General features: G+C 65.9%; 20 protein-coding genes. 15 read left to right on the forward strand and 5 right to left on the reverse strand.

The annotated features are described in order from the left end of the window. The first annotated feature begins 163 nt into the window (after positions 1 to 163). The 6 genes from ACYOEI_RS33195 (at position 164) to ybiA (ending at position 6,192) form a co-directional block, all read left to right on the forward strand. Positions 164 to 2,110, forward strand: coding sequence for a hypothetical protein (locus ACYOEI_RS33195; RefSeq protein ID WP_462854299.1), 1,947 nt, complete (start codon positions 164 to 166; stop codon positions 2,108 to 2,110). Between the two features lie 38 nt (positions 2,111 to 2,148). Continuing rightward, positions 2,149 to 2,979 carry a metallophosphoesterase gene (locus tag ACYOEI_RS33200; protein WP_462854301.1) on the forward strand — a complete coding sequence of 277 codons (831 nt, stop codon included), beginning with the start codon at positions 2,149 to 2,151 and terminating at the stop codon, positions 2,977 to 2,979. A gap of 84 nt (positions 2,980 to 3,063) precedes the next feature. Continuing rightward, positions 3,064 to 4,113: a prenyltransferase/squalene oxidase repeat-containing protein gene (locus ACYOEI_RS33205; protein ID WP_462854303.1), complete on the forward strand. Its 1,050-nt coding sequence runs from the start codon at positions 3,064 to 3,066 to the stop codon at positions 4,111 to 4,113. A gap of 321 nt (positions 4,114 to 4,434) precedes the next feature. Then, positions 4,435 to 5,070 carry a hypothetical protein gene (locus tag ACYOEI_RS33210; protein ID WP_462854305.1) on the forward strand — a complete coding sequence of 212 codons (636 nt, stop codon included), beginning with the start codon at positions 4,435 to 4,437 and terminating at the stop codon, positions 5,068 to 5,070. Between the two features lie 124 nt (positions 5,071 to 5,194). Beyond that, entirely contained in the window at positions 5,195 to 5,629 is a 435-nt protein-coding gene (locus ACYOEI_RS33215) for a TIGR03067 domain-containing protein (RefSeq protein WP_462854306.1), read from the forward strand. Between the two features lie 119 nt (positions 5,630 to 5,748). Beyond that, complete coding sequence (gene ybiA / locus ACYOEI_RS33220; RefSeq protein ID WP_462854307.1) at positions 5,749 to 6,192, forward strand: riboflavin biosynthesis intermediates N-glycosidase; 444 nt, start codon at positions 5,749 to 5,751, stop codon at positions 6,190 to 6,192. A gap of 233 nt (positions 6,193 to 6,425) precedes the next feature. On the opposite strand, the gene ACYOEI_RS33225 is transcribed toward ybiA, so the two are convergent. Further along, positions 6,426 to 7,454 carry a polysaccharide deacetylase family protein gene (locus ACYOEI_RS33225; protein WP_462854309.1) on the reverse strand — a complete coding sequence of 343 codons (1,029 nt, stop codon included), beginning with the start codon at positions 7,452 to 7,454 and terminating at the stop codon, positions 6,426 to 6,428. After that, complete coding sequence (locus ACYOEI_RS33230) at positions 7,441 to 8,478, reverse strand: GNAT family N-acetyltransferase (protein ID WP_462854310.1); 1,038 nt, start codon at positions 8,476 to 8,478, stop codon at positions 7,441 to 7,443. The genes ACYOEI_RS33225 and ACYOEI_RS33230 overlap by 14 nt, the downstream gene beginning before the upstream one ends. 162 nt (positions 8,479 to 8,640) lie before the next feature. Here ACYOEI_RS33230 and ACYOEI_RS33235 point away from each other — a divergent pair, with 162 nt between their 5' ends. The 5 genes from ACYOEI_RS33235 (at position 8,641) to ACYOEI_RS33255 (ending at position 15,972) form a co-directional block, all read left to right on the forward strand. Then, positions 8,641 to 9,210: a Uma2 family endonuclease gene (locus ACYOEI_RS33235; RefSeq protein ID WP_462854312.1), complete on the forward strand. Its 570-nt coding sequence runs from the start codon at positions 8,641 to 8,643 to the stop codon at positions 9,208 to 9,210. A gap of 16 nt (positions 9,211 to 9,226) precedes the next feature. Further along, positions 9,227 to 9,529 carry a S24 family peptidase gene (locus tag ACYOEI_RS33240; RefSeq protein ID WP_462854313.1) on the forward strand — a complete coding sequence of 101 codons (303 nt, stop codon included), beginning with the start codon at positions 9,227 to 9,229 and terminating at the stop codon, positions 9,527 to 9,529. 68 nt (positions 9,530 to 9,597) lie between these two features. Further along, positions 9,598 to 11,400: a hypothetical protein gene (locus ACYOEI_RS33245; protein WP_462854314.1), complete on the forward strand. Its 1,803-nt coding sequence runs from the start codon at positions 9,598 to 9,600 to the stop codon at positions 11,398 to 11,400. A gap of 319 nt (positions 11,401 to 11,719) precedes the next feature. Beyond that, entirely contained in the window at positions 11,720 to 13,702 is a 1,983-nt protein-coding gene (locus ACYOEI_RS33250) for a vWA domain-containing protein (RefSeq protein WP_462854316.1), read from the forward strand. A gap of 47 nt (positions 13,703 to 13,749) precedes the next feature. After that, complete coding sequence (locus ACYOEI_RS33255; RefSeq protein ID WP_462854317.1) at positions 13,750 to 15,972, forward strand: vWA domain-containing protein; 2,223 nt, start codon at positions 13,750 to 13,752, stop codon at positions 15,970 to 15,972. Positions 15,973 to 16,041: 69 nt separating this feature from the next. Here the strand turns inward: ACYOEI_RS33255 and ACYOEI_RS33260 are convergent, their stop codons facing one another. After that, positions 16,042 to 16,797 carry a GDSL-type esterase/lipase family protein gene (locus ACYOEI_RS33260; RefSeq protein WP_462854318.1) on the reverse strand — a complete coding sequence of 252 codons (756 nt, stop codon included), beginning with the start codon at positions 16,795 to 16,797 and terminating at the stop codon, positions 16,042 to 16,044. Positions 16,798 to 17,280: 483 nt separating this feature from the next. On the opposite strand from ACYOEI_RS33260, the gene ACYOEI_RS33265 reads away from it, so the two are divergent. The 3 genes from ACYOEI_RS33265 (at position 17,281) to ACYOEI_RS33275 (ending at position 20,011) form a co-directional block, all read left to right on the forward strand. After that, the gene (locus ACYOEI_RS33265) at positions 17,281 to 17,517 is read left to right on the forward strand and encodes a hypothetical protein (protein ID WP_462854319.1); all 237 of its coding nucleotides are present in this window, start codon (positions 17,281 to 17,283) and stop codon (positions 17,515 to 17,517) included. A gap of 17 nt (positions 17,518 to 17,534) precedes the next feature. Further along, positions 17,535 to 18,080, forward strand: coding sequence for a helix-turn-helix transcriptional regulator (locus ACYOEI_RS33270; RefSeq protein ID WP_462854320.1), 546 nt, complete (start codon positions 17,535 to 17,537; stop codon positions 18,078 to 18,080). Between the two features lie 461 nt (positions 18,081 to 18,541). After that, complete coding sequence (locus ACYOEI_RS33275) at positions 18,542 to 20,011, forward strand: sulfatase (RefSeq protein WP_462854321.1); 1,470 nt, start codon at positions 18,542 to 18,544, stop codon at positions 20,009 to 20,011. Positions 20,012 to 20,117: 106 nt separating this feature from the next. On the opposite strand, the gene ACYOEI_RS33280 is transcribed toward ACYOEI_RS33275, so the two are convergent. Beyond that, positions 20,118 to 22,655 (reverse strand): ATP-binding protein, encoded by a 2,538-nt coding sequence (locus tag ACYOEI_RS33280; protein ID WP_462854322.1) that lies wholly within the window; start codon positions 22,653 to 22,655, stop codon positions 20,118 to 20,120. Between the two features lie 429 nt (positions 22,656 to 23,084). Continuing rightward, entirely contained in the window at positions 23,085 to 23,789 is a 705-nt protein-coding gene (locus tag ACYOEI_RS33285) for a DUF72 domain-containing protein (protein WP_462854323.1), read from the reverse strand. 388 nt (positions 23,790 to 24,177) lie between these two features. Here ACYOEI_RS33285 and ACYOEI_RS33290 point away from each other — a divergent pair, with 388 nt between their 5' ends. After that, positions 24,178 to 25,239, forward strand: a complete 1,062-nt coding sequence (locus tag ACYOEI_RS33290; protein ID WP_462854326.1) for an RNA ligase (ATP) — start codon at positions 24,178 to 24,180, stop codon at positions 25,237 to 25,239. Positions 25,240 to 25,269: the final 30 nt, after the last annotated feature.

A 25,269-nucleotide genomic window follows, 5' to 3' on the forward strand; every position in this document is an offset into this window, starting at 1 on the left:
CCTACGTAAAGAACCTGGCTTTGACGAAGAAGCCGGGTTTTCGAAGGGGCAGGGGAGTCGCCCCGGCGTTTCCTGGGATGACGGCCCCTTGCATGGGGCCGGATCAGGACGTCTAATGGTCGGAAGTGTGACAGATGTCCCAGGGCCGATTCGGATCCAGACGATGAGTGTCGGGCCATTCCTGAAGCGTGAGATCGTGGTCTCGGCGCGACGCGGGGCGGCGACGTCGGAGCGCCGGGCGGCGGTGATCTTGATGTCGGTGGTGTTAGGGGGGTGGGTGTTCGCCTGGGATTGGAATGGGTGGGACCGGTCGTCGGTGAGAGGGGCGTCGAAGTTCGCGCGGTCGGTTTTTGGATGGTCTGTCGGGGTGCAGACGCTCCTGGGGTTGGGGTTCGTGCTGACGGTGGTCGCGTCGGGGATCCCGTCGGAGCGAGACCGTAAGAGCCTCGATTCGCTGCTGGCGACGAGGTTGAGCGCCGCGGACGTGGTCCTGGGGACGATGGCGGCGGGGTTATTGCGGTGCGTCAATGGGCTGGCGGCCCTGGCGCCGGTCGTCACGCTGTTGGTCGTGCTCGGGGGGATCGACCCGAGGTTGGTTGGGTTGGCGGCGTTGGGGATTGCCTCGACGGCGGTGACGCTGGCGTCGATCTCGGTCGCCGTGTCGGCATTTGCACGATCGAGGGTGCGGGCGGAGTCGCAGGCGGTTGCGCTGATGATGGCGTGGCTCTGCCTGCCCGCGTTTCTCCTGATGATCCTGCCCAAACTCTGGCCGGCGGCCGTGTCCTGGGTGGCCCCGGTCGCGGTCCGGGTCCTCGACAGCAGCCCAATGGTGGTGGTGTTGTCGTTGGCGGGCGTGATCCCGCGCGGGTCGTTGGTCGAGGTCGTGCTGAGGATGGTCGCGATGCAGGCGATGGCCTCGACATTCCTCGTGATCTGGGCGATCGCGAGGCTCAGGCCGGCCTCACGCGCCGTCTACGACGTGGAGGGACGGATCGCGTTCTGGCGTTCGCAGCAACGTCGCTGGTGGAGGCGTCGAGCTTGCGGCGAGGACCCCGTGCTTTGGCGTGAGATGCAGTCGCGACGGCGGTCGGGGCTCGTCGGGACGCTGGTGGATACGGCGATCCATATTGTGTGGGTTGGGCTGCTCGCATACGTGGTCTCGTGGGTCGCACTGCCGGCTTTCGCCGAGCTTACCGGCGTTGGCTATCGCCCCGCGCCCGCCGGCTCGAGGCTGCCGGAATTGAACCCGGTGACGCAGATCCTCGTCGGCAAGTGGGTGGGGGCGGCGTCGGCACCTGCGCCCGGCCAGGCTCGACTGGAGTTCAACCTCGTCCTGCGTCACCTGACGGCGATCCTCGACGTGATCTATATCCTCGGTCTCGGGATCGCCGCGGCGGACAGCGTGTCGGTCGAGCGCGAGCGGGAGACCTGGCTGGGGCTGATCGCGACTCCGTTGTCGGGCTGGGAGATCCTCCGCGCCAAGATCCTCGGGGCGATCTGGAGGACCCGGGGGCTCGCGATTCTGGTCATTGTCCTCTGGAGCGTCGGGCTCCTCGCGGGTGCCTTGCATCCGATCGGGTTCCTGGCCGCGCTCTGGGGGATGGTCGCCTCGACCGGGTTCATCGCGACGGCGGGAGTCGCCGCGTCGTTGTGGTCGCGAGACCGAGAGCAGGCGTCTTCGAGGTCCGTCGGTACGATCCTCCTCTGGATGGGGTTGGGGGTGGTGCCCTTCCAGTGGCCGGTGTCGGGCGCCGCGATCCTGGCCGTGTCCACGGGCCCCGTCCAGACCTGGGTGTCGTTGCTTTCCTATGAGGATGTGCGCGATCTGACCCATGCGTTGCCGGTCGCGCCGTTCGCCATGATCGGCATTCGGGGCGTGGGATGGTCTTGGATCCTCCTGGCCGCCTGGCTGGTGAGCACCCTGGCGCACGCGGTCGGGGCCGTCCTCCTGGCGAGGGCCGCCGTCCTCGGGTTCGATGCCGCGGTCGGTCGTCCGCTCTTGCCCCGAGGTCGAACGGACGAAGCCAGCGAGCGAGAAGAATTCGGGACCCGAGGGGCAAGTGGCCGAGCTTCTGGGGTTGCGAACATCGCCGTAGGGATCGAGGATTGAGCGAGTTCGGATCCTCTCGGCAACGGAGGGCAGCGGTGATGAACCGTCGGAAGATCTTCAAGCGAGTCGCGGGGATCGCGCTCGGCGTCGGGACGGTCGGGGCGGCGTATCCGTTCCTGGAGGCCAAGTGGTGTCGGGTGCGCCGGGCGATCGTGGGTGTGCCCAACCTCCCGGATGCGTTCGTCGGGACGACGGTCGCGTTCGTGTCGGATACCCACCACGGGCCGCACGTCCCATTGGACTACATCCGGAAGATCGTGGAACTGACGAACTCGCTCAAGGCCGACCTCGTGCTCCTGGGGGGTGACTATGTCCACGCGGGTGGCCGATATATCGCCCCGGGGATTGCCGAGTTAGGCAAGCTTAAGGCCCCGCTGGGCCGGTTCGGCGTGCTCGGCAATCACGACGCCTGGGATGGCGAACAAGAGTCGAAGACGGCGCTCGCGAAGGCGGGGATCACCGAGCTGACCAACACCGGGACGTGGATCGAACGCGGAGGGGAGCGGATCCGACTCGGAGGAGTCGGCGACCTCTGGACCGACTGGCAGGACCTCGACGCCGCCCTGGGCTCGGCCACTCGCAAAGATGCCGTGCTCCTGCTCTCGCACAACCCCGACTTCGCCGAGACGCTCACCGACCCTCGCGTCGGCCTGATGCTCTCCGGCCACACACACGGCGGCCAGGTCGTCTTGCCCGGCATCGGATCCCCCGTCGTCCCGTCGAAGTACGGCCAGAAGTATCTCGAAGGGCTCGTCCAGGCTCCCAACTGCCGCGTCTTCGTCGGCCGAGGGGTCGGCACTGTCACCGTGCCCGTCCGCCTCTTCTGTCGACCCGAGGTCGTCCACTTGACCTTGACCAAGATGAGCTGATCGAATGGATGGGGTCGGTCGAGGCCGAGCCGGGTCGTGCGATGATTGCCACGGGTGATCAGTCCTTGCGAGGGGGCGATTTCAATGGTTCGCCTGACGCGATTGTCGTTAGCTTGCCTGGTGGTTGGCCTGCCTGGGTTCGCGCTCGGCGATGAGCCGCCAACAACTCCGCATGCGACGACGGAACAGGTCCAGGCGACGGTCGAGCACGCCATCGGATATTTGCGGGCCGAGAGCGGCGCGTGGCTGAAGACCCGCAAGTGCGCGGCGTGCCATCACGTGCCGATGGTGCTCTGGTCGTTGGGGGAGGCCGGGCGACAGGGGTATGCGATCGACCAGGCCTTGGTGAAGGAGACGGTCGAGGCGGTCGTAGGGAGCCGCGAGGCGATGATCGCCTCGCGGCTGATCAGCGGGCCGAACGATCCTCCCGACCCTCGGCCGCTCGCCCAGGGGGTGAATGTCGCCACGGCGTTCATCGCCTTCGCGGCCCGGTCGCTTCCCCCGCTCTCGGCAGGGCAGGAGACGACTCTCGGGCGGATCGCGGACGAGATCGTCAAGAAGCAGCGCGACGACGGTTCCTGGGCGTTCTTCCTCAGCCGGCCGCCGATCAACGAGACAGAGACCACCGACGCCGCCTGGCTCATCATGGCGCTCCAGGGCGAAGCCGGCCCCGGCGCCCCCGAGTCGCGTCGTTCCGCCCTCGCGAAGGCGAAGGCCTGGCTGGCCGGAGTCCAGGGCCCCGGCACCCTCCAGGACAAGGCCTTCAAGGTCCTGCTGGCGGCCCGCGACGGCCGACCTCGGAGTGAAATGCAGGCCACGATCGATGAACTCTACGCCCTCCAACGACCGGACGGCGGCTGGGAGCAACTCGCCGAGATGGAGAGCGACGCCTATGCCACCGGCCAGGTCTTGTACGTCCTCGCGCTTGCGGGCGACACGGCCGATCGTCCCGAGATCCGGCGAGGCATCGATTTCCTCGTCGCCACGCAGGAGTCGGACGGGAGTTGGCCGATGACCTCTCGGTCCACCCCGAGCGGCAAGCCCGGATCGGCGACCTTGATGACCCCGATCACCTGCGCCTCCGCCGCCTGGGCCACGCTCGGCCTGTCACGGCTCGTCCCGAAACGGCCGTGAGTTTCGGCACTCCCCGTCGATCCCCGTCGAGCTCTCACCGGAAGATTTCTTCACCACAAAGGCACCAAGATACAAAGAGGGATCATTCTAAAAGTATGGATCGCCTCCCGTATTTCTTTGTGTCTTCGTGCCCTTGTGGTGAAGGGTTTCCCGGGGCGACCGGAGAGTTCTCGGTGGACGTCAGCGAGTTCTTCCCAAGATTTATGCCCGAGAGACGTTAACCTGAGCGGTGTCATCATTGTCGGGAAGGATCCGAATCGCGACCACCGTGTCGCCCCGGTGATGACCCGAGTGGTTCGCGTCCCGAGGAGCCGTTGTGTGATGAGGAACTCGAGATTCGTGGTGGCGATGGTCGTGATGCTGGCCGTCGGGGTGCTCCACGCCGAGGCCCGGGCGGACTCACGGTCGGGGCGGGGGCCTCTTGTCCCGAAGGTCGCCCTGAAGCCGACGGAGCGGGCCGCTCGACGGGCTGAGGAACTGAAGGCGGGGATCCGGACGTTTCGACTGGTGGTTTATTACGTCGGCTGGCAGGACAAGCCGTATTACACGCTGACGTTGACCGTGGGCGAGTTGCAGGAGCGGCGAGATTGGCCGTTCCACCCGGCCCACGGGATCAGTGGGACGCAGGCGGCCAAGATCATCGACGACCTCGCCCTCGAGGGCTTCCTCGACCGGGCCAGGGACTCGTCCAAGCGACTGCCCCGCGCGCCGGGGCCCTTGGAGCCGGCCTACTTTCTGACTGTCTCCGCGTCATCCCCCCAGGCCGTCGGGGTCGAGTTCACCGAAGACCTCGGGTGGAGCCTCGCCATGCTCACGCGCCTCGAGGGCTTCAAGGCCTCGATGAGTGGCGAGGCGGCCGTATCGATGGACACGCTGATTCGACGCCTCTCTGGACATCGGAGGTTGTGGATGGAAGAAGGGGTGTCGGAGAATGCCAAGAAGGAAGACCGTGATTAAGAAGAAATCAAAATTAGGTTGTGAAAACTAGCTTTTAGGAGTGGCCGATCCCCGCTTGATTCGTCCCTTGTCGTCGGTAGACTGCCGTGGGTGGCATCTCGATACGCGTTCGGAGGACTGGTCCATGCGACGGAAGGGTTGGGTTGCCCTCGCGGCGGTGTTGCTTGGCGGGTCCGCGGATCCGGGCGTCGAGTCCGAGCTGAAGACGATCGAGGGCCCCTGGCGGTTCGTCGCGATCCGATCCCAGGGCAAGGAGGTCCCGGACGAGAGCTTCAAGGATAGCAAGCTGATGCTCAAGGGGGGCGTCTTAACCACGATGGTCCCGGGGTACACCGACCTGGGCGGTTTCAAGATCGACCCGTCCGCCTCGCCCAAGGCGATCGACATCACGCTCAACGAAGGGTTGCGCCAGAAGATTACCTATTTTGGTATTTATGAGAACAAGGGTGATACGCTCCGCGTCTGCTTCGGGCTCGAGGGCAAGCCGCGCCCGACCGAGTTCGAGAGCAAGCCGCAAGGCGGCCGGATCCTCGAGGTCCTGACGCGCGAGGCACCTTGAGCCGTTGAGAGATCGTGTGGCGAACCAGGGACGGTAGGACGGTGTCAGGGCGCTCGGGCCGGGGAGTTCGGTCGCCCGTCCCTCGGCTAGGTTCAGGTTCGCGGGGTCAGGGAGGGGCCATGAGCGTCATCAACTTCTACAGCGTGAGTGACGACTACGGTTCCTTCTCGAACTTCTCCCCCCACCCGATCCGGCTCGGGGGCAAGACTTGGCCGACCAGCGAGCATTACTTCCAGGGGCAGAAGTTCGTCGGCACGCCCGACGAGAATGACGTCCGGCAGGCGAAGTCGCCCATGATCGCCGCGAGGATGGGCCGGTCTCGGAAGCGGCCGTTGCGGAAAGACTGGGAGTCGGCGAAGGTCTCGATCATGTACGAGGCCCTCAAGGCGAAGTTCACCCAGCACCCCGAGCTCCGCGAGACCCTCCTGGGGACCGGCGACGCGACGCTCGTCGAGCACACGACGAACGACGACTACTGGGGCGACGGAGGCGACGGCCGGGGCAAGAACATGCTCGGGATATTGCTGATGCGTTTACGTGAGGAACTGCGAGGGGCCGGCTGAGAGAGCAGCCTCTTGGGGCCGTCACGATGGATTTTAGCCACGGATTGAACACGGATCATGGAGGAAGAAACTTGATATCAGTAAATGAGATTTGTGTGGACTGACTTTTGATTCGTGCCGATCTGCACCACTGCACCATCCGTGGAAAGGTCTGTCTACTCTTGCCAGCTTCCTTCGTGGCTAAGCTCGAGGTCGGGTCGTTGAAGAGAGAGTTGGGTAATCGGAACGGGCCGTCAGAGGAAGGAGCGGCCCAGGCTTGATTGAAGGGCCATGCGGGCGCGGAGCAGGGGAGGGGAGTCGGTGAAGCCGATGTTGAGACGACGGAGCTCGAACGGCCGGGTTTCTCCGGGACGGTTCACTCCTTCATGGGACGAGAAGGCGACGCGGTAGCCTGCGGTTTGCGCGAGTTGGATCGTCCGCCCATCATAGGTGCCGGGCCAGCCGAAGGGATAGGCGAGCGTCGCGATCTCGCGGCCCGTCTCGTGTTCGAGGATTCGTTTGGATTCGGCCAACTCGCGGCGCTGGTCGTCGTCGGAGAGGCTCGACAGCTTGCGATGGTCGTGGGCGTGCGAGCCGATGTCCATCCCCGCCTCGACCAGGCTGTGGACCCCGTCCCAGCCCATGAAGAGGGCGCGACCCTGGGCCTGGTCATCGACGGCGACTCCGGCACGCCCTTCGAGATGCGCGCGGAATCCGGGCTCGTCGATCACCTTGCCGTCGAGATAGAGCCGGATCACGGCCATGATCGCGTCGAGGCGAGGGCCGGGGAGGAGCTCGACGACCAGGGGCTCGGGCGAGTCGAGCGTGATTCGGTCGAGTGCGCAGCGATTGATGACGAAGGCGGCGTGGTCCCACCAGGTGAGCCGGGGTGATTGGAAGAAGCCGGTCGGGATGAAGAACGTCGCGCGGACGCCGAACTCCTGGAGGATTGGCAAGGCGATGTCGAGATTGTCGCGATAGCCGTCGTCGAAGGTGATCAGCGCGGTGGGCTCGGTGACGGCAAAGTTGGACTTAGAGAGGGCGAGCACATCGTCGAGCCCGACGAGGCGGAAGCGGTCGCGGAGGTGGCGGACCTGGGCGTGAAAGGCCTCGGGCGATGCCGAGTAGACGCCGTGGTAGTAGGGGTTCGCGGCCGGGTCGCCGATCCGGTGGTAGGTCGCGACGAGGAGCGACGGGCGCCTCGCGAATCGCTCGAGCAGGGCCACGACGCCGAGGTTACCCAACCGTCGAGCCAGAAATTCCCGCTTGTTAGTGATAAGCATAGTCGGCTTCGAACGGGGCGAGGTGATAGGTCGCGTCGCGAGGGATCAGGCCCTTCCGGTCCCGGAGCGTGAACTCGAGGCGATGGGCCTCCGCGTAACCGGTGCGACGGAGGGCCTCGGCCGTACAGGGAGTGCTGCCGAACCCGATGGCGAGGTCGGCCCCCTGGCTTCGAAGTCGTTTCGTCAGGGCCGAGACGGCGGCGTGCCAGAGGTCGTCGTCTTGATCCTCCACGAGGCATTCGACGAGCTTCCCGGTCCGTACGTTCTCCTGCTCGACGACGTTCAGGAGCGCGAACCCGACAGCCTGGCCGCCTCGAAGGACCAACCACCCCGACATCCCCGGCCGGGGGAACCGGAGCGCATGGGCGAGGCGGTCGGCGTCGCGAGCCGTCAGGATCGCCCGCGCCCGGTTGGCGTCGACGATCGAAGCGGCCTCGGGGCCGAACGTCGAGACCGCGCGGAGATCGACCGCGATCCTGGGAGGTTTCCCAGGGTTCGTCGCCACGCGGGCGAGGTCCTTGCCGATCCTTAAGGCCTTCCCCCAGGGGCTGAGCCCGGGGACCTTCCGGCGGTACCCCGCCCGGAGCACCTTGTGGAAGACCGGGATCTCCGCCGCCGTCGAATACCCCGCGCTCCGAGTCACCCGCCTGGCCAGGTCGTTGGCGACGAGCACATGTTGGGTCGCCGCCGTCTCGTGGGCCTGCCGCATCAGCGAGGTCCCGACCGCGCGGTGCTCCCGAGACCCGAGCCAGTCGATCATGTGCAGCGTCGAGACCCCCTCGGGAGGGAGCCCCGGACCCCCGAACGTCGTCCGGCAGACCCCGACGTGCCCGACGATCCTCCCCTCGGCGCGGGCGACATAACTCCTCGGGCTCGCGTCGTCTCCGATCGGCTCGAGATACCTCCACCGCAAGACGTCGGGCGCCGCAAACGCGGACTCGCGGGGCGCGTGGAAGCCCTCGGTCAGGAACCGGCTCAGCTCCTCGAGGTCGTCGTCGTGTAGCGGTCGGATTTCGAATGCCATGGCGAAGACCAGGATATCATGGAAGCGATCGTGCCGTGAGCGCGAGGAATTCCGTCGTAGCGTTGTCGGTCTGATCCTTAATACGCTCGTGCAGTGGGAGTTGTCCGCCCGCGGTGGGAGGAACCCGACCTGTCTTCAACTCAAGACTGGGACGCTCGACCGATGAGCATCGTCACGTCGAAACCGGAAGTTACCCCGGAAACCCTGCTGTTGATGCCGGACGGCGATCTTTTTGAGTTGGTGGATGGCCAACTGGAGGAACGTCACACGGGGTTTTGGTCGAGCTACGTTGGGGCACGTTTTAGTTCGATCATTGGTGAATACGTCAGTCTCAAGGCCCTGGGATGGGTCTGTGGTGTCGGCTGCGGTTATCAATGCTTTGCCGACGACCCCAGCCGAGTTCGTAAGCCGAACGTCTCCTTCATCCGATTCGGACGACTCGAAGGAGAAAGCCTGCCCGAGGGGCATGTCGGCATCGCGCCCGATCTCGCGGTGGAAGTCCTCACACCCAAGGATTTCTGCTACAAGACGACTCGGAAGATCGAAGAGTATCTTCGGGCCGGAGTCCGACTTGTCTGGGTCGTGAACCCGGACACTCGCACTGTCCTCATCTATCGTAGCGACGGGACGATCCTCGGGCTTCGCGAGCCGGATGAGCTGAGCGGCGAGGACACGCTTCCCGGGTTCCGATGTCGGGTCGGCGACCTGTTCATCACGCCTTCGCCGCCGTAATGTGAGGGATAGGTCTATGGGGTGGGCCTCGGGTTACATCGAGACGCTCCGCAAGGGGGACACGGTTGCGTTTCGACCGCGGGGGAACTCCATGATCGGCAAGATCGAGTCGGGGCAGCTCTGCACCGTCAGGCCCGTCGATCCGGCTTCGCTCAAGGTCGGAGACATCGTCTTGTGCAAGGTGAACGGTCGCGAATACCTACATCTCGTGAAGGCGATCCAGGGTAGTCGGTTCCAGATCGGCAACAACCGTGGACGGATCAACGGGTGGGTCTCGGCGGGAGCGATTTTCGGGCTCTGCATCAAGGTTGAGAGTTGATTGAGAATGTGCTGGAATGAAAGGCAATCGGGGTCTACGCTGAGTTGGGGCCTTGCTGCAGGAGGGTGATGGTGGACGTCGCGTTTCGGATCGCCTTTGGGATCAGTCTGACTATCGTCCTCGGTTTCCCTCTCCCAGGCGGGGCCGAGGAGCCGAGGTGGTGGCCGGTCCAGGTTGCCCCGAAGGGGTTGGTGCGGACCGGGGACCAGAACGGGTTCCCTGCGCCGGCGGACTCCTACCAGATGATGGTGCAGTCGGCGGCCGGGTTGGCCGCGAAGGCGGTGAACGAGGGCCGGGGGGACGAGCTCGTTTGGGTGGGGACGAACAACGTCGACCTTGAGGACTGGTTCTCCCGCCGGCTTGCCCGCCGCCCCGCTCCCGAGGTCCGAGGGACGTTCGGTCCCTGGGATCTGGTCGACCGTTACGCCAGGGCCGGGATCATCAAGGGGTATATCCTCTACGCACGCGACCGGTCCGAAGGGGAGATCAACGCCTATCGCAAGGGGATGGATTGCTCGGTCAACGTGGCGACGAGCCTGGCCGGGCTCCTCGACGGCATCATCGTCGAGGAGGGGCTCGAGGGGGAGGCCAAGGCGCATGGCCTGAAGACGCTCGCCGATGCGCGAGGCAAGTCGCAGGAGTGGTGCTTCCGAACTTATAAGGATCAGTTCAATCGCCGGATGCTCTGCAATCAGGATCCGAAGAAGTACCACGTCCGCGACCTCGCGATCGCGCAGCGGGCCCTGACGTTCTTCGGCGACGGGGCCCCGGCCACCGAGGCGATGGAGTGGCTCGAGCCGCTCTCGCCGATCCTCGGATGGAACGGCGGCGACGAGTTCAAGTCGACGCGCCTTTCCACGGTCTATGGTCACATCCAGACGGCGACGGACTGGTGCATGAACCTCCCGCCGCTCATGGCGGGGACCGAGACCTCCGCGCCTCCTCGGGCGAAGGGCTTCGACCCCAGGGGTATCGACTGGAACGACGCGAGGAGCACCCTGAGCTTCATCAGCACCGATGGCGACAACGTCCAGTGGTTCGAGGACAACTTCTTCCGGGGTGACGCGAGCTACTGGAGCAGCCTCGACCGGGGCCGTATCCCCTTCGGGTGGTCGTGCTGCTTCGCCCACCTCTCGCAGCTCTGTCCCGAGGCGATCGGGTACGCCACGACCACGAGGACGCCGAACGACTGGTTCGTCGAGTGGGGGGGCGGCTACTACTATCCCGACCTCTTCGCCTTGAATCGCCCGGACCGCTGGGGGCTCCTCGCCCGGCACGCGAGGCGAACCTGGGAGTGGATGACGCGCGACAACACGCGGATCATCGGGTTCAACGTCTGGCGGCTCGACTCGCCCGACGCTTTGAAGTCATACGAGGTCTTCGCCCGAGAGACGGACGGGCTGGCCGCGATCGTGGTCTTCCAGTACGACCCGTATGAAGGGGGAGCGGGCAAGACCTTCTGGGTGAAGGACCGCAAGGGGGTCGAGATCCCGGTGATTTCGGCGCGCTACTCCCTCTGGGAGCACACCAACAATCGCCCCCGCAGCGGCACCCCGGCCAAGGTCGCTCGCGAGGTCGCAGAGTCGGTCGCGGCCACCCCGCCGGGCCAACCCTCGCGGGACGACTGGGCGATCGTCCACGCCTGGTCCTACTTCCGAAAGGCGCCCGGGACCGACGAAGAGGCCGAGAACATGCCCCAGTCCGATGCCCCGGCCCTCGGCGGCATCCGAGGGTATTCCCCGGCCGTCTGGTGCGCCGAGCGATTGCCGGCGAGCGTCCGCGTCGTCCCTCCCGACGAGCTCGTCTGGCGGATCCGGATGAAGCACAACCCCGTCGAAACCAAGCGGGTGCTCGGCGCGTTCGTGCCTTAGCCAGGGAGGATTCACCACAAAGGTACAAAAGGACACAAAGAATGTTAAAAAAGGAATTTTTCAGATTCGATTGAATTTTGCTTTGTGTCCTTTGTGCCTTTGTGGTGAATCCTCCCCTTCCATTCAACTTGTCAAATGGAATCGGATTGCCCCGCTTTGACGACGCCGGTAGGATGAGAATGGATGCAATGTATCGTCGGCCGCGAGGGCCCCGGCGGGTGCGGAAGGCACCGGTCGGTCGGGCTCGAGCCGCCCGGTCTGGGCTGTCCTCCTGTCTGCTCCGCCGTGACGTCAGGACGGTCCCGAGGAGATGCCGATCGTGGCAAGTCAAGTCGTCATGCGCGAGGAGGCGGGGGCCGAGGTCGAATCGCCCGAGGAATTCGCCGGACCTCGAGGACTCGACGAGAGGTTCCCCACGTTGTCTCGCTGGTTCGGCGGGCGGCTCGACATCGAGCTCCCCGCGATCCTGGCGAGTCTGGGCGTCCATCTCGCGCTCTTATTGGTGCTGGCCACGGTCGGGTACGCCGTCCATCGCGAATCCCAGCGAGAGTTCCAGAGCCGAGTGGTGAGCGACCCGGTGGTGAGCGACCTGGCGAAGGTCGACTTCCAGGACCTCGACATGGACGACAAGCCCCTGACCGAGAAGCCTCTCGGCGGGAGTTTCTCGACCAACCTGGCACCGATGACCATCCCGGCCCCCGCCTCCGCCGCAACGCCGCCGGCCCCGACGGTGAAGTCGGCCTCGGTCCGGCTCGCCTCGCTCGACATCAACCAGGCCACCAAGGCCGCCGTGCCCACGGCGACGATGCTCGGCCGCAACGTCTCGATCCAGGGCACCGGCGCCGAGTACGCGGGCGACGTCAACGGGGCCGTCGACCGGCTCGCCGAGGAGATCCTCCGCCGCCTCGAAAAAGGCCGCACCCTGGTCGTCTGGGCGTTCGACGCCTCGGGCAGCCTCCAGGCCGAGCGCCAGCGGCTCGGCAAGCACATCGAGACGGTCTACCGCCACATCAACGAGCTCGACTCCAAGGACCTCGGCGACGACGGGGGCCTGCTGACCACCGTCGTCGCGTTCGGCCAGGACCGCAAGGCCCTCACCCCCACGCCCACCGCCGACACCGACGAGATCGTCAGCGCCATCAATGCGGTCCCGCTCGACTCGACCGGTGTCGAGACCACCTTCGGAACCGTCGCCGAGGCCGTCCGCCACTGGGGTCGCTACAAGGACCGCAAGGGGAACATCTACCGGGCGATGATCATCGTCGTGACCGACGAAGTCGGCGACGACGAGGCCCGCCTGGAAGAGGCCATCGACGTCGCCAAGCACGCCAAGGTCCCCGTCTACGTCCTCGGCTCGCAGGCCCTGTTCGGCCGCATCGACGGGCGGATGAATTATACCGACCCCAAGACCAAGCAGACCTTCTACAACCTCCCGGTGCGGCAGGGGCCCGAGAGCGTGAAGCTCGAGCAGATCAAGCTGCCGTTCTGGTACAGCGGCTACCAGTACGACATGCTCGACTCCGGCTTCGGGCCCTACGCCTTGAGCCGACTCGCCAGCGCCACGGGGGGGATCTACTTCCTCACGCGGATGGGCCAGAGCCGGATGGGGTTCGACCCGGTCCTGATGCGCGAGTATTCCCCCGACCTCGTCAGCTCGGAGCAGTACGCGTCCCTCGCCCGCAGCCCGATCCGCCAGGCGGTCCTGGAAGCGGCCCAACTGACCCAGCAGCGCATGGGGCCGCAGCCGTCGTTGACCTTCCCCGCGGCCGAGGATCCCGAGTTCAAGGACGCGATTCAGGAAAATCAGGTCAAGGTCGCGCTCACCGCCAGCGCGGTCGACGACGCCCTGGCCACGATCTCGGCCGTCGCCAAGTACCGCGACAAGGAGCACTCCCGCCGCTGGCAGGCACACTACGACCTGATCCGGGGGCGGCTCCTGGCGATGAAGATCCGCTGCTACGAGTACAACTGGGCGTGCGCGTCGATGAAGCGTGACGCCCTCAAGTTCAAGGATCCGAAGTCGAACGCCTGGAAGCTCGTCCCCAGCGCCGAGGTCCGGTACAGTGACAAGGCGGCGGCCGCCGCCAAGCAGGCCAAGGAACTCCTGAAGCGCGTCGTCGACGAGCACCCCCATACCCCCTGGGCCGTGCTGGCCGAGCGCGAGCTGAAGGACGAGTTCGGGTTCAACTGGGTCGAGACGTACGTCCGGCCGATCGAGCGCCCCAAGGAGGGAGACGCGTCGCCCGAGGCGAAACGGAAAAAAATGACCATGCCCAAGCCGGCCGAGCCGCCGAAACTCTAAACTGGATCGCGTGAGTCCTCTTCACATTCCGTTGGGGATGAAGTGCCATGGATCTGCACGTCCCTGTACCGTCGTCGAGTGACGGGCTCTACGACCTGGTGGAGCCCGCTCTGCCGGTCGTCCCCCCGCCGGTGGTGCCCCCCAAGGCCGTCGTCCCACCAACGGAACCCCAGCCCGCGCCCAACCCCAACGCCCCCAAACCTCGCCGAGGGCTCGGGTCGCTCTGGAAACGCGAATCCACGGCCGCCGGTGAAGAGACAAACGGGAAGGCCACGGCTGTGGCACCCGAGGCTGGTGCCTCGTCGGATGTCAGGGCCGGTGCTGAGCCCGAGCCGGAGCCCACATCCACGCCCGCACCTCGACTCAAGAAGAAGAAGCGCCGTCCTCGCCGCCGGTTCGACGCCCCGTCCTGGGCGGTCTCGCTGCTCGTCCACGTGGTCGTGCTCACGGCCCTGGGCGTGGCCACCTTGCAGAGCGAGGTCCGCAAGGCGGTCGCGAACATCAACTCGGCCCTGGTCTCGAGCAAGGGGGCGGAGGACGAGGTACTCCACGTCCTCGCCGAGCCCGCCGAGCAGCGTAGCGACCAGGCGGTCGGCAACGAGGCAGACGCCTCCCCGGCCGCGGCCCTGGGGGGCGGCGATAACTTCAGCGGGATCGGCAGCGGCCCCCCTTCCGCCACTCCTCGCGTCAAGGGTGCGAGCAAGGGGCTCGGAGACGGCAGCAACCTGCCCGGCGTCAAGGTCGTCGCCCAGGTTTCCGGCCTGAGCATGATTCCCCCCGCCGCAAGGCTCGGCGTCGACCTCGGAGGCGGCGGCCTGATCCGGGGCGACGTCACCTTCGAGGCCAAGGACGTCGGCGCGGCGCTCAGCCAACTCGCCCGCGAGATCCTCCGCCATCTCAGCCAGCATAAGCTCACCGTCATCTGGATGTTCGACGAATCGACGAGCATGAAAGACGACCAGCGCGAGATCCGGAGCAAGTTCGACCGGGTCGCGTCCGAGCTCAAGCTCAACGTCGACACGACCAAGAAGCAGACCCCGCCCCTCACTCACGCGGTCGTCGGGTTCGGCAAGGAGCTCCACTTCGACCTCGAGAAGCCCACCGCCAACATCGACCTCATCGGCCGGGCGATCGAGCGACTCCGGGTCGACGACTCGGGGGTCGAGAACACCCTCGAGGCGATCCAGGGGGTCGTCGCCCACTACTCTCCGAGCATCAAGAAGGACCACAAACTCCTGATCGTCCTGGTCACGGACGAGTCGGGGGACGACGGCAGCCATGTCGAGGAGGCTCGCGAGGCCGTCGTGAACCTGAAGGTGCCGGTCTATATCATCGGCCGACAGTCGCTCTTCGGCTACGAGCGCGCCCACCTGAGATACGTCGACCCCGTGACCAAGGACGTGTACTGGCCGACGATCCGCCGAGGGCCCGAGACTGCCGACGCCGAGCTCGTCCAGTGGGACGGCCTCCACGAGCGCTGGGACGAGCAGCCTTCCGGCTTCGGCCCTTACGAGCTCGCCCGGATCTCGCAGGACTCCGGCGGCATCTACTTCCTCCTCCCGAGCGAGGAGAACATGCGGGTCCGCCAGAAGGAGAAGCTGTACTCGATCACGACCCTCAAGGAATATCTCCCCGAGTACGACAACCGGGTCGCGTACGTCCAGCATCGCAACCAATCCGAGTTCCGCCGGACGCTCCACGCGATCATCCAGGAGACCCGCCCCAAGTCGCCCGAGGACCTCGGCTACGTCTTCCGCCGCCACTTCCCGGTCATGCCCGAGCAACTGATCCCGGCCTGCGTCGAGGCCGCCCAGGTGGCGAGCGTCCGGCTCGACGCCCTTTTGAAGATCCAGCAGCGCCTCGAGGGGATGAAGAAGCTCCGCGACCAGGAACCCCTGAAGCGCTGGCAGGCCCACTACGACCTGATGCTCGCCCAGATCGTGACGTATCAGATCAAGGCCTACGAATACCGGGCTTGCCTCGAAGAGATGGCCAAGGTCGTCCCTCGGCCCAAGGCGATGCCTTCCGCCGAGCTCGTCGTCGAATGGGTCATGGACCACTCGCACGAACGCAAGGCCCCGAAGGCCAACACCGAGAAGAAGTACCTCGAGGCGCAGAAACTCCTCAAGCGGGTCATCGACCTCCACCCTCGGACCCCCTGGGCCGACCTCGCCCTGGACGAGATGGACCGCGGCCTGAGCTGTCAGCGCAGCGAGTGGCACCACAGCCCGAAGTACGACGAACGCAGCAAGCTCGTCCCCCAGTATTGACGGCCCACGCTCCGCCAAGCCGGCCTCGCCCGAAGGTGGGGCGCCTCTATCGTCGGGCAGGCCGACCGATCATTTCGTGGTCGTTTGACCTGCCGAAGTGGTGGCCTTGGGGGCTTCCCACGGAATGAGGAACGGACGGACGCGGTCGGCGAGCCGTTTGTAGCCTTCCGGGCCGAAGTGGAGCCGGTCCTTCACGAAGAGCTCGGGGAGGGACTGGCCGTCGGGGGTGAGGCTGACGTCCTGGGCGTCGACATATCCGACCCGAGGCATGCTGAGGGCCATCTCGCGGATGAGCCGGTTCAGCTCGCGGTTCTTGTCCCCCTCGCCCCAGCGCGCGGGGGCCGGGTTGAGGCCGATGAAGAGGATCTCGGTCTCGGGCAGCCGGCCGTGGACGACCTGGACGAACTCGGAGAAGTCGTCGGCGATCTCCCTGGGGAGCCTCCCGCCGTGGATGTCGTTGCCCCCGGCCCTGAGGAAGACCTGTTTGGGGGCGTGCGGGAAAATCAGGCGGTCGGCGAAATGGGTGGCGTCGACGATCTCGGTGCCGCCGAAGCCTCGGTTGATCACCTTGGAACCTGGGAAGTCGCTGGCGAGCGTCTTCCACAGCCGGATCGTCGACGAGCCGATGAAGAGCGCCGCCCCCTTGGGGGGTGGGTTCTTGCGGTCGGCCGCCTCGTACGCCGCGATCTCCTTCTCCCACTTCCCATACTTACGCGTCGTGGCATACCAGGTGCTCGCCGACGTCCCCCGGCCGAGCCGATACACCGGCGGGAGCGCCGCCAACAGGGCAAGTGCAATGATCGCGGCCGTCACCGGGTTCTTCATCGTCTTCCTAATCCTCGGATGAGAATCTCAAGGCGCTCGCCAGATGATGCGCGAGGATCATGACAGGTGGGTGGCAGGGTCGGAACGCAGCGACGCCCCTGGATCCTCGTCGTTCCGGGGCGACGCTGCCCTCCGACTCGGCCATCCCATCCCATCCCATCCCGTTTTCCGCTCAAGAGAGCGCACCAACGGCCGAGCGCCAGGAGAAATCTTTGTTCCATCCGACCCGTCCGAGGTTGCAAACCGTCCTCAGGAACGGATCCCTCATGGTCCCATCGTACATGGGGGCGAGGAGGTGACAAGGGATCGCGCGAAAGGGCTTGGCTGGAAAGTCTTGGCCGCAATGATGTGATTGCGTGATATTGTTTTTACGAAGGTGGGGGCGATTGGATCGATCGCGGCCCCCGTGAGTTTGCGGCCGGAAACATTAGGGCTATACTTGGGCTGTTGACAATCGCAAACGCCGCGTAGGACCAGATGAGAATGGCCCGGCCTCGACACACGAAGAAGGACATCGAAGAGGTCGTGGCCTACGCCGAAAGCCTGGGGTGGCGGTACATCAAGCCGGGCAAGGCGGCCCATATCCGGGGCACGCTCCGTTGCCCGTTCGAGGATCGAGCCGGATGCCAGATCCGCGTGTTCTCGACCCCGAGGAACCCGACGGGGCACGCCGAGTGGATCCGGGCCGAGGTCGACAAATGTGCCCACAATTCATCATGAGGCCGGAGGGTACTCCGATGAAAGAATACTGGTTCAGCGTCATCGTCGAAGGCCCCGAAGAACTCACCGACGAGGTCGTTGATAAGCTCTATGAGGCGGGCTGCGACGACGGGACGGTCAGCACGAGGGACACGGTGCATCGAATCGGGTTCGCCCGCGAGGCCCTGTCGTTCCATGAGGCCGTCGGGACGGCGATCGCGCATATCGAGGGGGCCGGTGCCGGCCTGACGGTCGCCAGGATCGAGCCCGACGACCTGGTGACGGCCGCCGAGATCGCCCGCAAGATCGGCCAGACCAAGCAGTCGGTGACACTTTATGCATCGGGCCAACGCGGGCCGGGCGAGTTCCCCAAGCCGGTCGCGGGCCTCGGTTCCCCGAGTCCCCTCTATCGCTGGACTGATGTCGCCGATTGGGCGGCCAACCACCTCGGGCCTGATCGCGTCGAGGCGAGCCATCAAGAGGCGAAGGTGATCGCGGCGTTCAACGCCGCCCTCGAGCTCAGGCGATATGCGCCCGACGACGCCGAGTCGATCCTCGATTCCGTCTTGGTTGCCAGGAAATAGAGGACTTCTCGCTGGAGTCCAACGAGCCCTCTTCCGTTTGACCCGGTGGGAGACTCGCCACGAAGGGCTCGGTGAAGAAGTTCTCGCAGTGATTTGGTTGATGTGAGAGACGATGATTATTAATTAATATTTAGGATTCATTGAAAGTATTTGTTTGGTCGGGTTTGGCAGGAGCTCATTTGGAGCATGGTCCGGGCGTCTCCCGTTTCGACTCTCCCGCAAAAGGCGATGGCTGGCCTGACACCGCGTGCGAGTGAGAGAGGCTCGGTGCTGGCTGGGCAATCCCCAAGGGGTTCTGGTCAATCCTTGGCTCGTCGCTCAGCCGGCAAGCTCATTGTGGCCGGATCGACGATTGGATAGATTGGCATGTTCCCCCGCATTTCAGCGATCCCGACCTCAAGAGGCGGTCCAAGGCCCCGTCGCGCGGTTGCGGTCGCTTCGGTGTTCCTGGAGAAGTCGAAATGATCCGGGCTCATACGGTATTCATGTCGGTGGCTCTGGCGATATTCCTGGGCGGACAGGCGGGGGCCCGGGGCGAGGATAAGCCGAACGTCCTGTTCATCACGGTCGATGACATGAACGCCGACCTCGGGTGTTATGGACATCCGCTGGTCCAATCGCCGAACATCGATCGCCTGGCGGCTCGGGGCGTCCGCTTCGAGCGGGCGTATTGCCAGTTTCCCCTGTGCAGCCCGAGCCGAGTCTCGTTCCTGACGGGGCTGAGGCCGGACACGACCCGGATCTTTGATCTCCAGACGGATTTCCGGAAGTCGACGTTGCCCGACGTGGTGACGCTGCCGCAACTCTTCATGAATGCGGGGTATTACACGGCGCGGGTCGGCAAGATCTTCCACTACGGGGTGCCGGGCGACATCGGTACCAACGGGCTCGACGACGCGGCGTCGTGGAACTACCGGAAGAACCCGAGCGGGCGGGATCGGGCCGAGCAGGGCAAGTTGAAGATTCTCTCGCCCGTGAAGCGAATCGGCAGCTCCATGACCGTCCTCGAGGCCGAGGGGAAGGACGAGGAGCAGACCGACGGCATGACGGCCACCGAGGTCATCCGGCTGATGGAGGAGCACACCGGAGGCCCGTTCTTCATCGCGGCCGGCTTCTTCCGGCCGCACTGTCCGTACATCGCGCCGAAGGCGTATTTCGGCCCGTATCCGCTCGAGAAGGTGTCGATGCCGAGCGAGCCGGCGGGGCACCTCGACACGCTCCTCCAGGCGACGAAGGGGTCGACCGTGCCGTACCCGATCTTCGGCGTCACCGTGGACACGGCCCGGGAGGCGAAGCGGGCCTATTACGCCACGATCAGCTTCGCCGACGCCCAGGTGGGCCGGCTGCTCGACGCCCTGGATCGGCTCAAGCTCGCCGATCGCACGATCGTCGTGTTCCTGAGTGACCACGGCTACCACCTCGGGGAGCACGGCCTCTGGATGAAGCAGAGCCTGTTCGAGGAGTCGGCCCGAGTTCCCTTGATCATCTCCGCGCCCGGCAAGACGAAAGGAGGGGGCTCATCGAGGATCGTGGAGCTCGTGGACCTTTATCCGACGCTCGCCGGGCTGGCTCGCCTGACCCCGCCGTCGAACCTCCAGGGAGCGAGCCTGGTCCCCTTGCTCGAGAACCCCAGGGCCGCCTGGGATCGCCCGGCGTTCGTGCAGGTGTCGCGCAACGAATTCTCGGGGCATTCGGTCCGCACCGACCGATGGCGCTACATCGAGTGGGATAACGGCAAGCGCGGGACCGAACTGTACGACGAGGTCGCCGACCCGCACGAATACCACAACCTGGCGAAAGACTCGGCCCATGCCGAGGTCGTCAAGGAGATGCAGGCACTCGTGCGGAAGAACTGGCCCGCCGGCTCCCCGTCCAACGACGGCCCCGGCACGCCCAAGGCCAATGCGGGGGCGACGAACGCTTCGGATTGAATCCCTCGCTCGGGCGGGGAGCACGGCTATTCCTCGCCGTGCGGTCGATTCCGAGGACGACGACTCTCGACCTGCGGGAGCCGCCTAACCGTAGTGTGCCTTTCGTTCAGCCGTGGGGACCCGACGAATCGTCGCTCCGCCCGGTCCGGCCGGCGAGGCTGGCGACGACGGCGCTGAGCTCGGCGGGGTCGACGGGCTTGGCGATGTGGGATTGGAATCCGGCGAGCATGGCCCGCTTGCGGTCCTCGGTCCGTGCGAAGGCGGTGAGGGCGACGGCGGGGAGCTCCTTGGCCGAGGTGGTCTCCCTCACCTTCCGCATCAGGTCATAGCCGTCCTCTTCGGGCATGCCGACGTCGCTCACGAGGACGTCCGCCGCGAAGTGCTTCAGCGTCTCCATCGCCTCCGCGGCCGATCCCGCCACGGCCACCTCGGCGTCGCAGTCGACCAGGACGCGGCGCACCATCTGCCTCGCATCCGGCTCGTCGTCGACGACGAGGACCTTCAGGCCGGCGAGTACCCTGCTGCCGTGGAGCTCGTGCGCAGGCGCGTCCTCTCGGGGTTTCGCCCGGGGGGCCGCGGTGCGGTCGGGGTGGACGACCGTGATCGGGAGCGTGACGGTGAAGGTGGCGCCCAGGCCCTCGCCGGGGCTCTTGGCCCGGATGCTCCCCCCGTGCATCTCGACCAGGTTCTTGACGATCGAGAGGCCGAGGCCGAGCCCGCCGTGACGTCGGGTGGTGGTCGCGTCGGCCTGGCGGAAGCGGTCGAAGACGTGGGGGAGGAACTCGGGGCTGATCCCCATGCCGGTGTCGATGACGCTGACCTCGATGTGCGAGTTGACCCGCTCGAGCAGCACCTGGACCTTGCCCCCCTTGGAGTTGAACTTCACGGCGTTCGTGAGGAGGTTCCAGACGACCTGCTGGAGCCTGGCGAAGTCGCCGGTGACGGGGCCGACGAGGGAGTCGAGCGTCTTGACGAGGCGGATTTCCTTGGCGGAGGCGGCCGGCGCGACGGCCCCGAGGGCGGCCTCGATCACGTCGGCGATGTTGAGCCGCTGGAGGTCGAGCCGGAGGTTGCCGGACGTGATCCTCGAGACGTCGAGCAGGTCTTCGATCAGGCTCGCCTGCGCCAGGCCGTTCCGCTCGATGACCTCGAGCCCTTCCTTCAGATCCTCCTCGTCGGCCCTGCCCGAGCGGAGGATCTTGGCCCAGCCGACGATCGCGTTGAGCGGGGTCCGCAGTTCGTGGGAGAGCGTGGCGAGGAACTCGTCCTTCATCCGGTTGGCGTGCTCGGCCTCGGCGCGGGCGGCCTCGGTCGCCTGCTCGGCGGCCTTGCGGTCGGTCACGTCGCGGGTGGTCCCGGCGACGGCCTCGACCTCGCCGCTGGGGCCGACGACCGGCACGAGGATGTAGTCGTAGATGCGCCGGCCGTTGGTGCCAGTGAAGGGGACTTCGCCCCGGAACGGCTCCTTCGATGCCGCGACGCGGTCGATCTCGCGGTCGTGCATCTCGGCGTGCCAGGGCTCGTAGCCGAGTTCGATGCAGTGCTTCCCGAGGGCGTTTTCGCGCGTCGTGCCCCACATCCGGAGCAGGGCTTCGTTCGCGTAGACGAAGCGATGGTTCAAGTTCCAGACGTAGACGAGGTCCGGCGTGTTGGAGAGCGCGGCCTCGTAGATCCGCCGCTGCCGGTCCGACTCCGCCTGGATCCGCTCGTACTCGGCCTCGGCCTCCTTGCGGGGCGTGACGTCGCTCGCGGTGCCGAACCACTCGAGGATGTGGCCGTCGTCGTCGAGGATCGGGACGGCCCTCGAGAACGTCCACCCCAGCGAACCGTCGACGCGCAGGACCCGATGTTCGAGCTCGAAGACCCCCTTGGTGCGGATCGCGGTATCGATGGCCTCGAGGACTCGGGGATGGTCGGCGGGGTGGATGTACTTCTCGAGCCAGGTGCGGTTCGCCTCGATCGTGTCGGGGATGAACGCGCGGCCTTCCAGGTGGTACATCTCGGACCAGTCGGCGTTCATGCGATAGATCGCGTCGGAGCTCGCCGTGACGAAGGCGCGGAACCGCTCTTCGCTGGCCAACGTGAGGGTGAGGGCGTCGATGCCTTTCGCCCTCGGCTCCTCCGCGTCAGGGGTGGGGCGCCGCTGTCGCTCCCCCTCGGCCTGTCCGGCGACGTGGGCCCGCAGGGTGACCTCGGTCACGACGCATGCGGCCAGGCCTTCGAGCGTCGAGACCTCGTCCGTCGACCAGGCCCTCGGCGACTCGCCGATGACGCAGAGTGCTCCCAGGACCTGGCCCGAGGCCCGCATCGGCACGCCCAGGTATGAGGGGATCGCAAGGGCGCCCGGGGCGAGCGGATGATCCCATGCGTCTTCCACGAGCAGGGGCGCCGAGGATTCGACGATGTGCCGGCAGAGCGGGTGGGGGAGTAAGTTCGTTTGGTCGCCTGCCCAGGCCCTCGGGAGCCCGATGCCGCACTCGAGGATGTGGCGGCCCGCATCCACGCGGGAGATCATCGCGGCCGAGGCGTTCAGGACCTTCGCCGCCAATCTCGCGAGTCGTTCGAAGGCAGGATCGGCCGGGGGGGCGAACCGGCCCTGGGGCCCCAGGGCCGCCAGACGCTCGGCGTCGGAGTCCTTGGTCATGATGGTAGGCTTACTTCACGGATTCGGTTGTCTGAGGGCGAGCCTCGACCGGCCCGTATGCGCCGGCCCGTTGAGGGAGGGCGGTCACGTCCCTTCGATGCTCTTGACGTGTTGTCAGCAAATCTCGGACCTGCCCAGCGAAACGCCCCGCGCCACCGCCTGGGGCATGGCTGGGTCCATCGGACATCGATGCTCACGCATGACTTGCGATCATTCGGGGCGAGTGTGAAACGTCACGTCGAGACTGTTGGGGCGGCCGGTACCGGCGACTCCCTCGTCAGCAAGCTGGCCCGAGCCCTTCAATCTGGTTCCTCCCCGGCCCTTCGGCGGTCAGGAGCCCTTCCAGGATGTCGTCGACGGGGGCCGACTGCAAGCCCTCCTGTGTCCGAGGTCCCCGAACGAAGGATGGCCAGTACCTTGATGTGGGGCCTACGCAGACGCGGCCAACTCGAGGTATCGCCGGGCCATGCGGGGGCCTTTGCCTTCGTCCTCATGCTTGAAAAAGATGAAGGCATCGCGCCAACCCTGTTCCCGGACGCGGTCGACCCATTCCTGGAGTCCCGCGTCGTCGTAGTCGGGTCGGCGGAGCCGGAGGTAGCCCCAGTCGGCGGTCGACACGAAGGGGATGTCCAACTCGTCGTCGATGTCGGCGACGCAGAGGGCCGCGCCCTGTTCGCGGAGGATGTCGTAGACCTCGTCGACATACCACGAGGCGTGACGGAACTCGAAGGCTGCGCGGACCGTCGTCGGGAGCAACTTGAGGAACGTGCGGAGCTTCTCCGGGGCGATCTTCAACGTCGGCGGGAGCTGGAAGAGCAGGGGGCCCAGGCGACCCGAGAGGGCCTCGGCGGTCTCGAGCAAACGCGACAGGTGTTCGTCGACCTCGCCGAGCTTCCGGATGTGCGTGATCAGCTTCGGCGCCTTGATCACGAACTGGAACTGGTCGGGGACAGATCCGGCCCACGTTTCCAGGACGGTGGCCTTGGGCATCCGGTAGAACGTGCTGTTGATCTCGACCGACGGGAAGCACTCGCCGTAGAACCGGAGCATCTGCTTGTCGGGCAGGTCCTTGGGGTAGAAAGAGCCCTTCCAGGGTTTATACGAGAAGCCGCTGGTGCCGACGTAGAGACCCATGAGTCGCCACTCCTCCCTGAATTGAGATCGCCGACGGATCTCAGCTCGCCCCGTCCAACAGGGCATCTCCGGCTCACTTGATGAGGCCGTCGCGAGACGGTCACAACCAAGATGAGGTCGGGTTGGAGCGTAACATACGAACATCGATGAAGGCCGGCAATCCCAAGGATTCGGGGGCGATCGGTCGCGGGGTGCCGCATCACGCTCGAGCCGGTGAACCCGAGGTGGCGGGGGCCTGTCTGTTGGGGACGCAATGGGCGTCCGTTCGGTCTCGTCAATCTTCGAGGGCTCTGCCCCTGTCCGGGCAGGCTCGAAGATCTGATAGAGAGCGGGATGATTTTATGGGAATCGGATCACTGCTTCTCGAACGTCAGCACGGGAGGTCGTCATGCGCAAGCTCGCCAGTATTCAGACGGTGAACGCCGTCGAGCCGATCCCCGGCGCCGACGCGATCGAGAAGATCCGCGTGCTGGGGTGGTGGGTTGTCGTCAAGAAGGGGGAGCACAGCCCAGGAGATCGGGTGGTCTACTGCGAGATCGACTCGCTGCTCCCCGAGCGACCCGAGTTCGAGTTCCTGCGCCCGAGCAGCTTCAAGCCCGCGCAGGTCGATCCCTCGGGGGCCACGACCCTCCCCGCGGGCTTCCGGATCAAGACGGTCCGCCTGCGAGGGCAGGTCTCCCAGGGGATCTGCTTCCCGCTCTCGATCCTGCCGGACGGGTCGCCCTTGGACGAAGGGGAGGAGGTGACCGAGTTGCTCGACGTCCGGAAGTGGGAGCCGCCGCTCCCCGTCGGGATGGGAGGGAAAGTCAAAGGGTTGTTCCCCGGCTTCCTCCCCAAGACGGATGAGACCCGCGTCCAGATCCTCGAGCCGACGCTCGAGCGGCATCGCGGGAAGACGTTCTACGTCACCGAGAAGCTCGACGGCACCTCGTTCACGGCGTTCGTGAGGCAAGGCGAATTCGGGATCTGCAGCCGGAACCTCCGGATGGACGAGGCTGACGAGGCGAACCTTTTGGCCCGGCTCGCGATCGGGCTCAAACTCGAAGATCGCTTGCGCGAGGCCCGCGCCCGCCTGGGTTTCGACCTCGCGATCCAGGGCGAGGTGATCGGGCCCGGGATCCAGAAGAACAAGTACGCCCTGCCCGCCGTCGACCTCCGGGTCTTCAGCGTGCTGAACGTCGACACGTTCCGACTCATCGACCACGGGGCGATGCTCCCCCTCCTGGCCGACCTCGGGCTCGAGCCCGTGCCGCAACTCGGCACGCTCGTCCTCGACCACTCGGTGGACGACCTCGTGGCCTACTCCGAAGGGACGAGCCTCCTCAATCCGAAGATCCGGCGCGAGGGCGTCGTGCTCCGTCCCCTGTCGGAAGAGTACGACGAAGATATCGGCGGGAGGCTCAGCTTCAAGGCGATCAACCCGAAGTTCTTGCTGAAATATGACGAGTGATAACTTCTGGGTTTGGCTCTCTCCCCTGTG

The sequence above is a fragment of the Singulisphaera rosea genome, assembly GCF_054877945.1.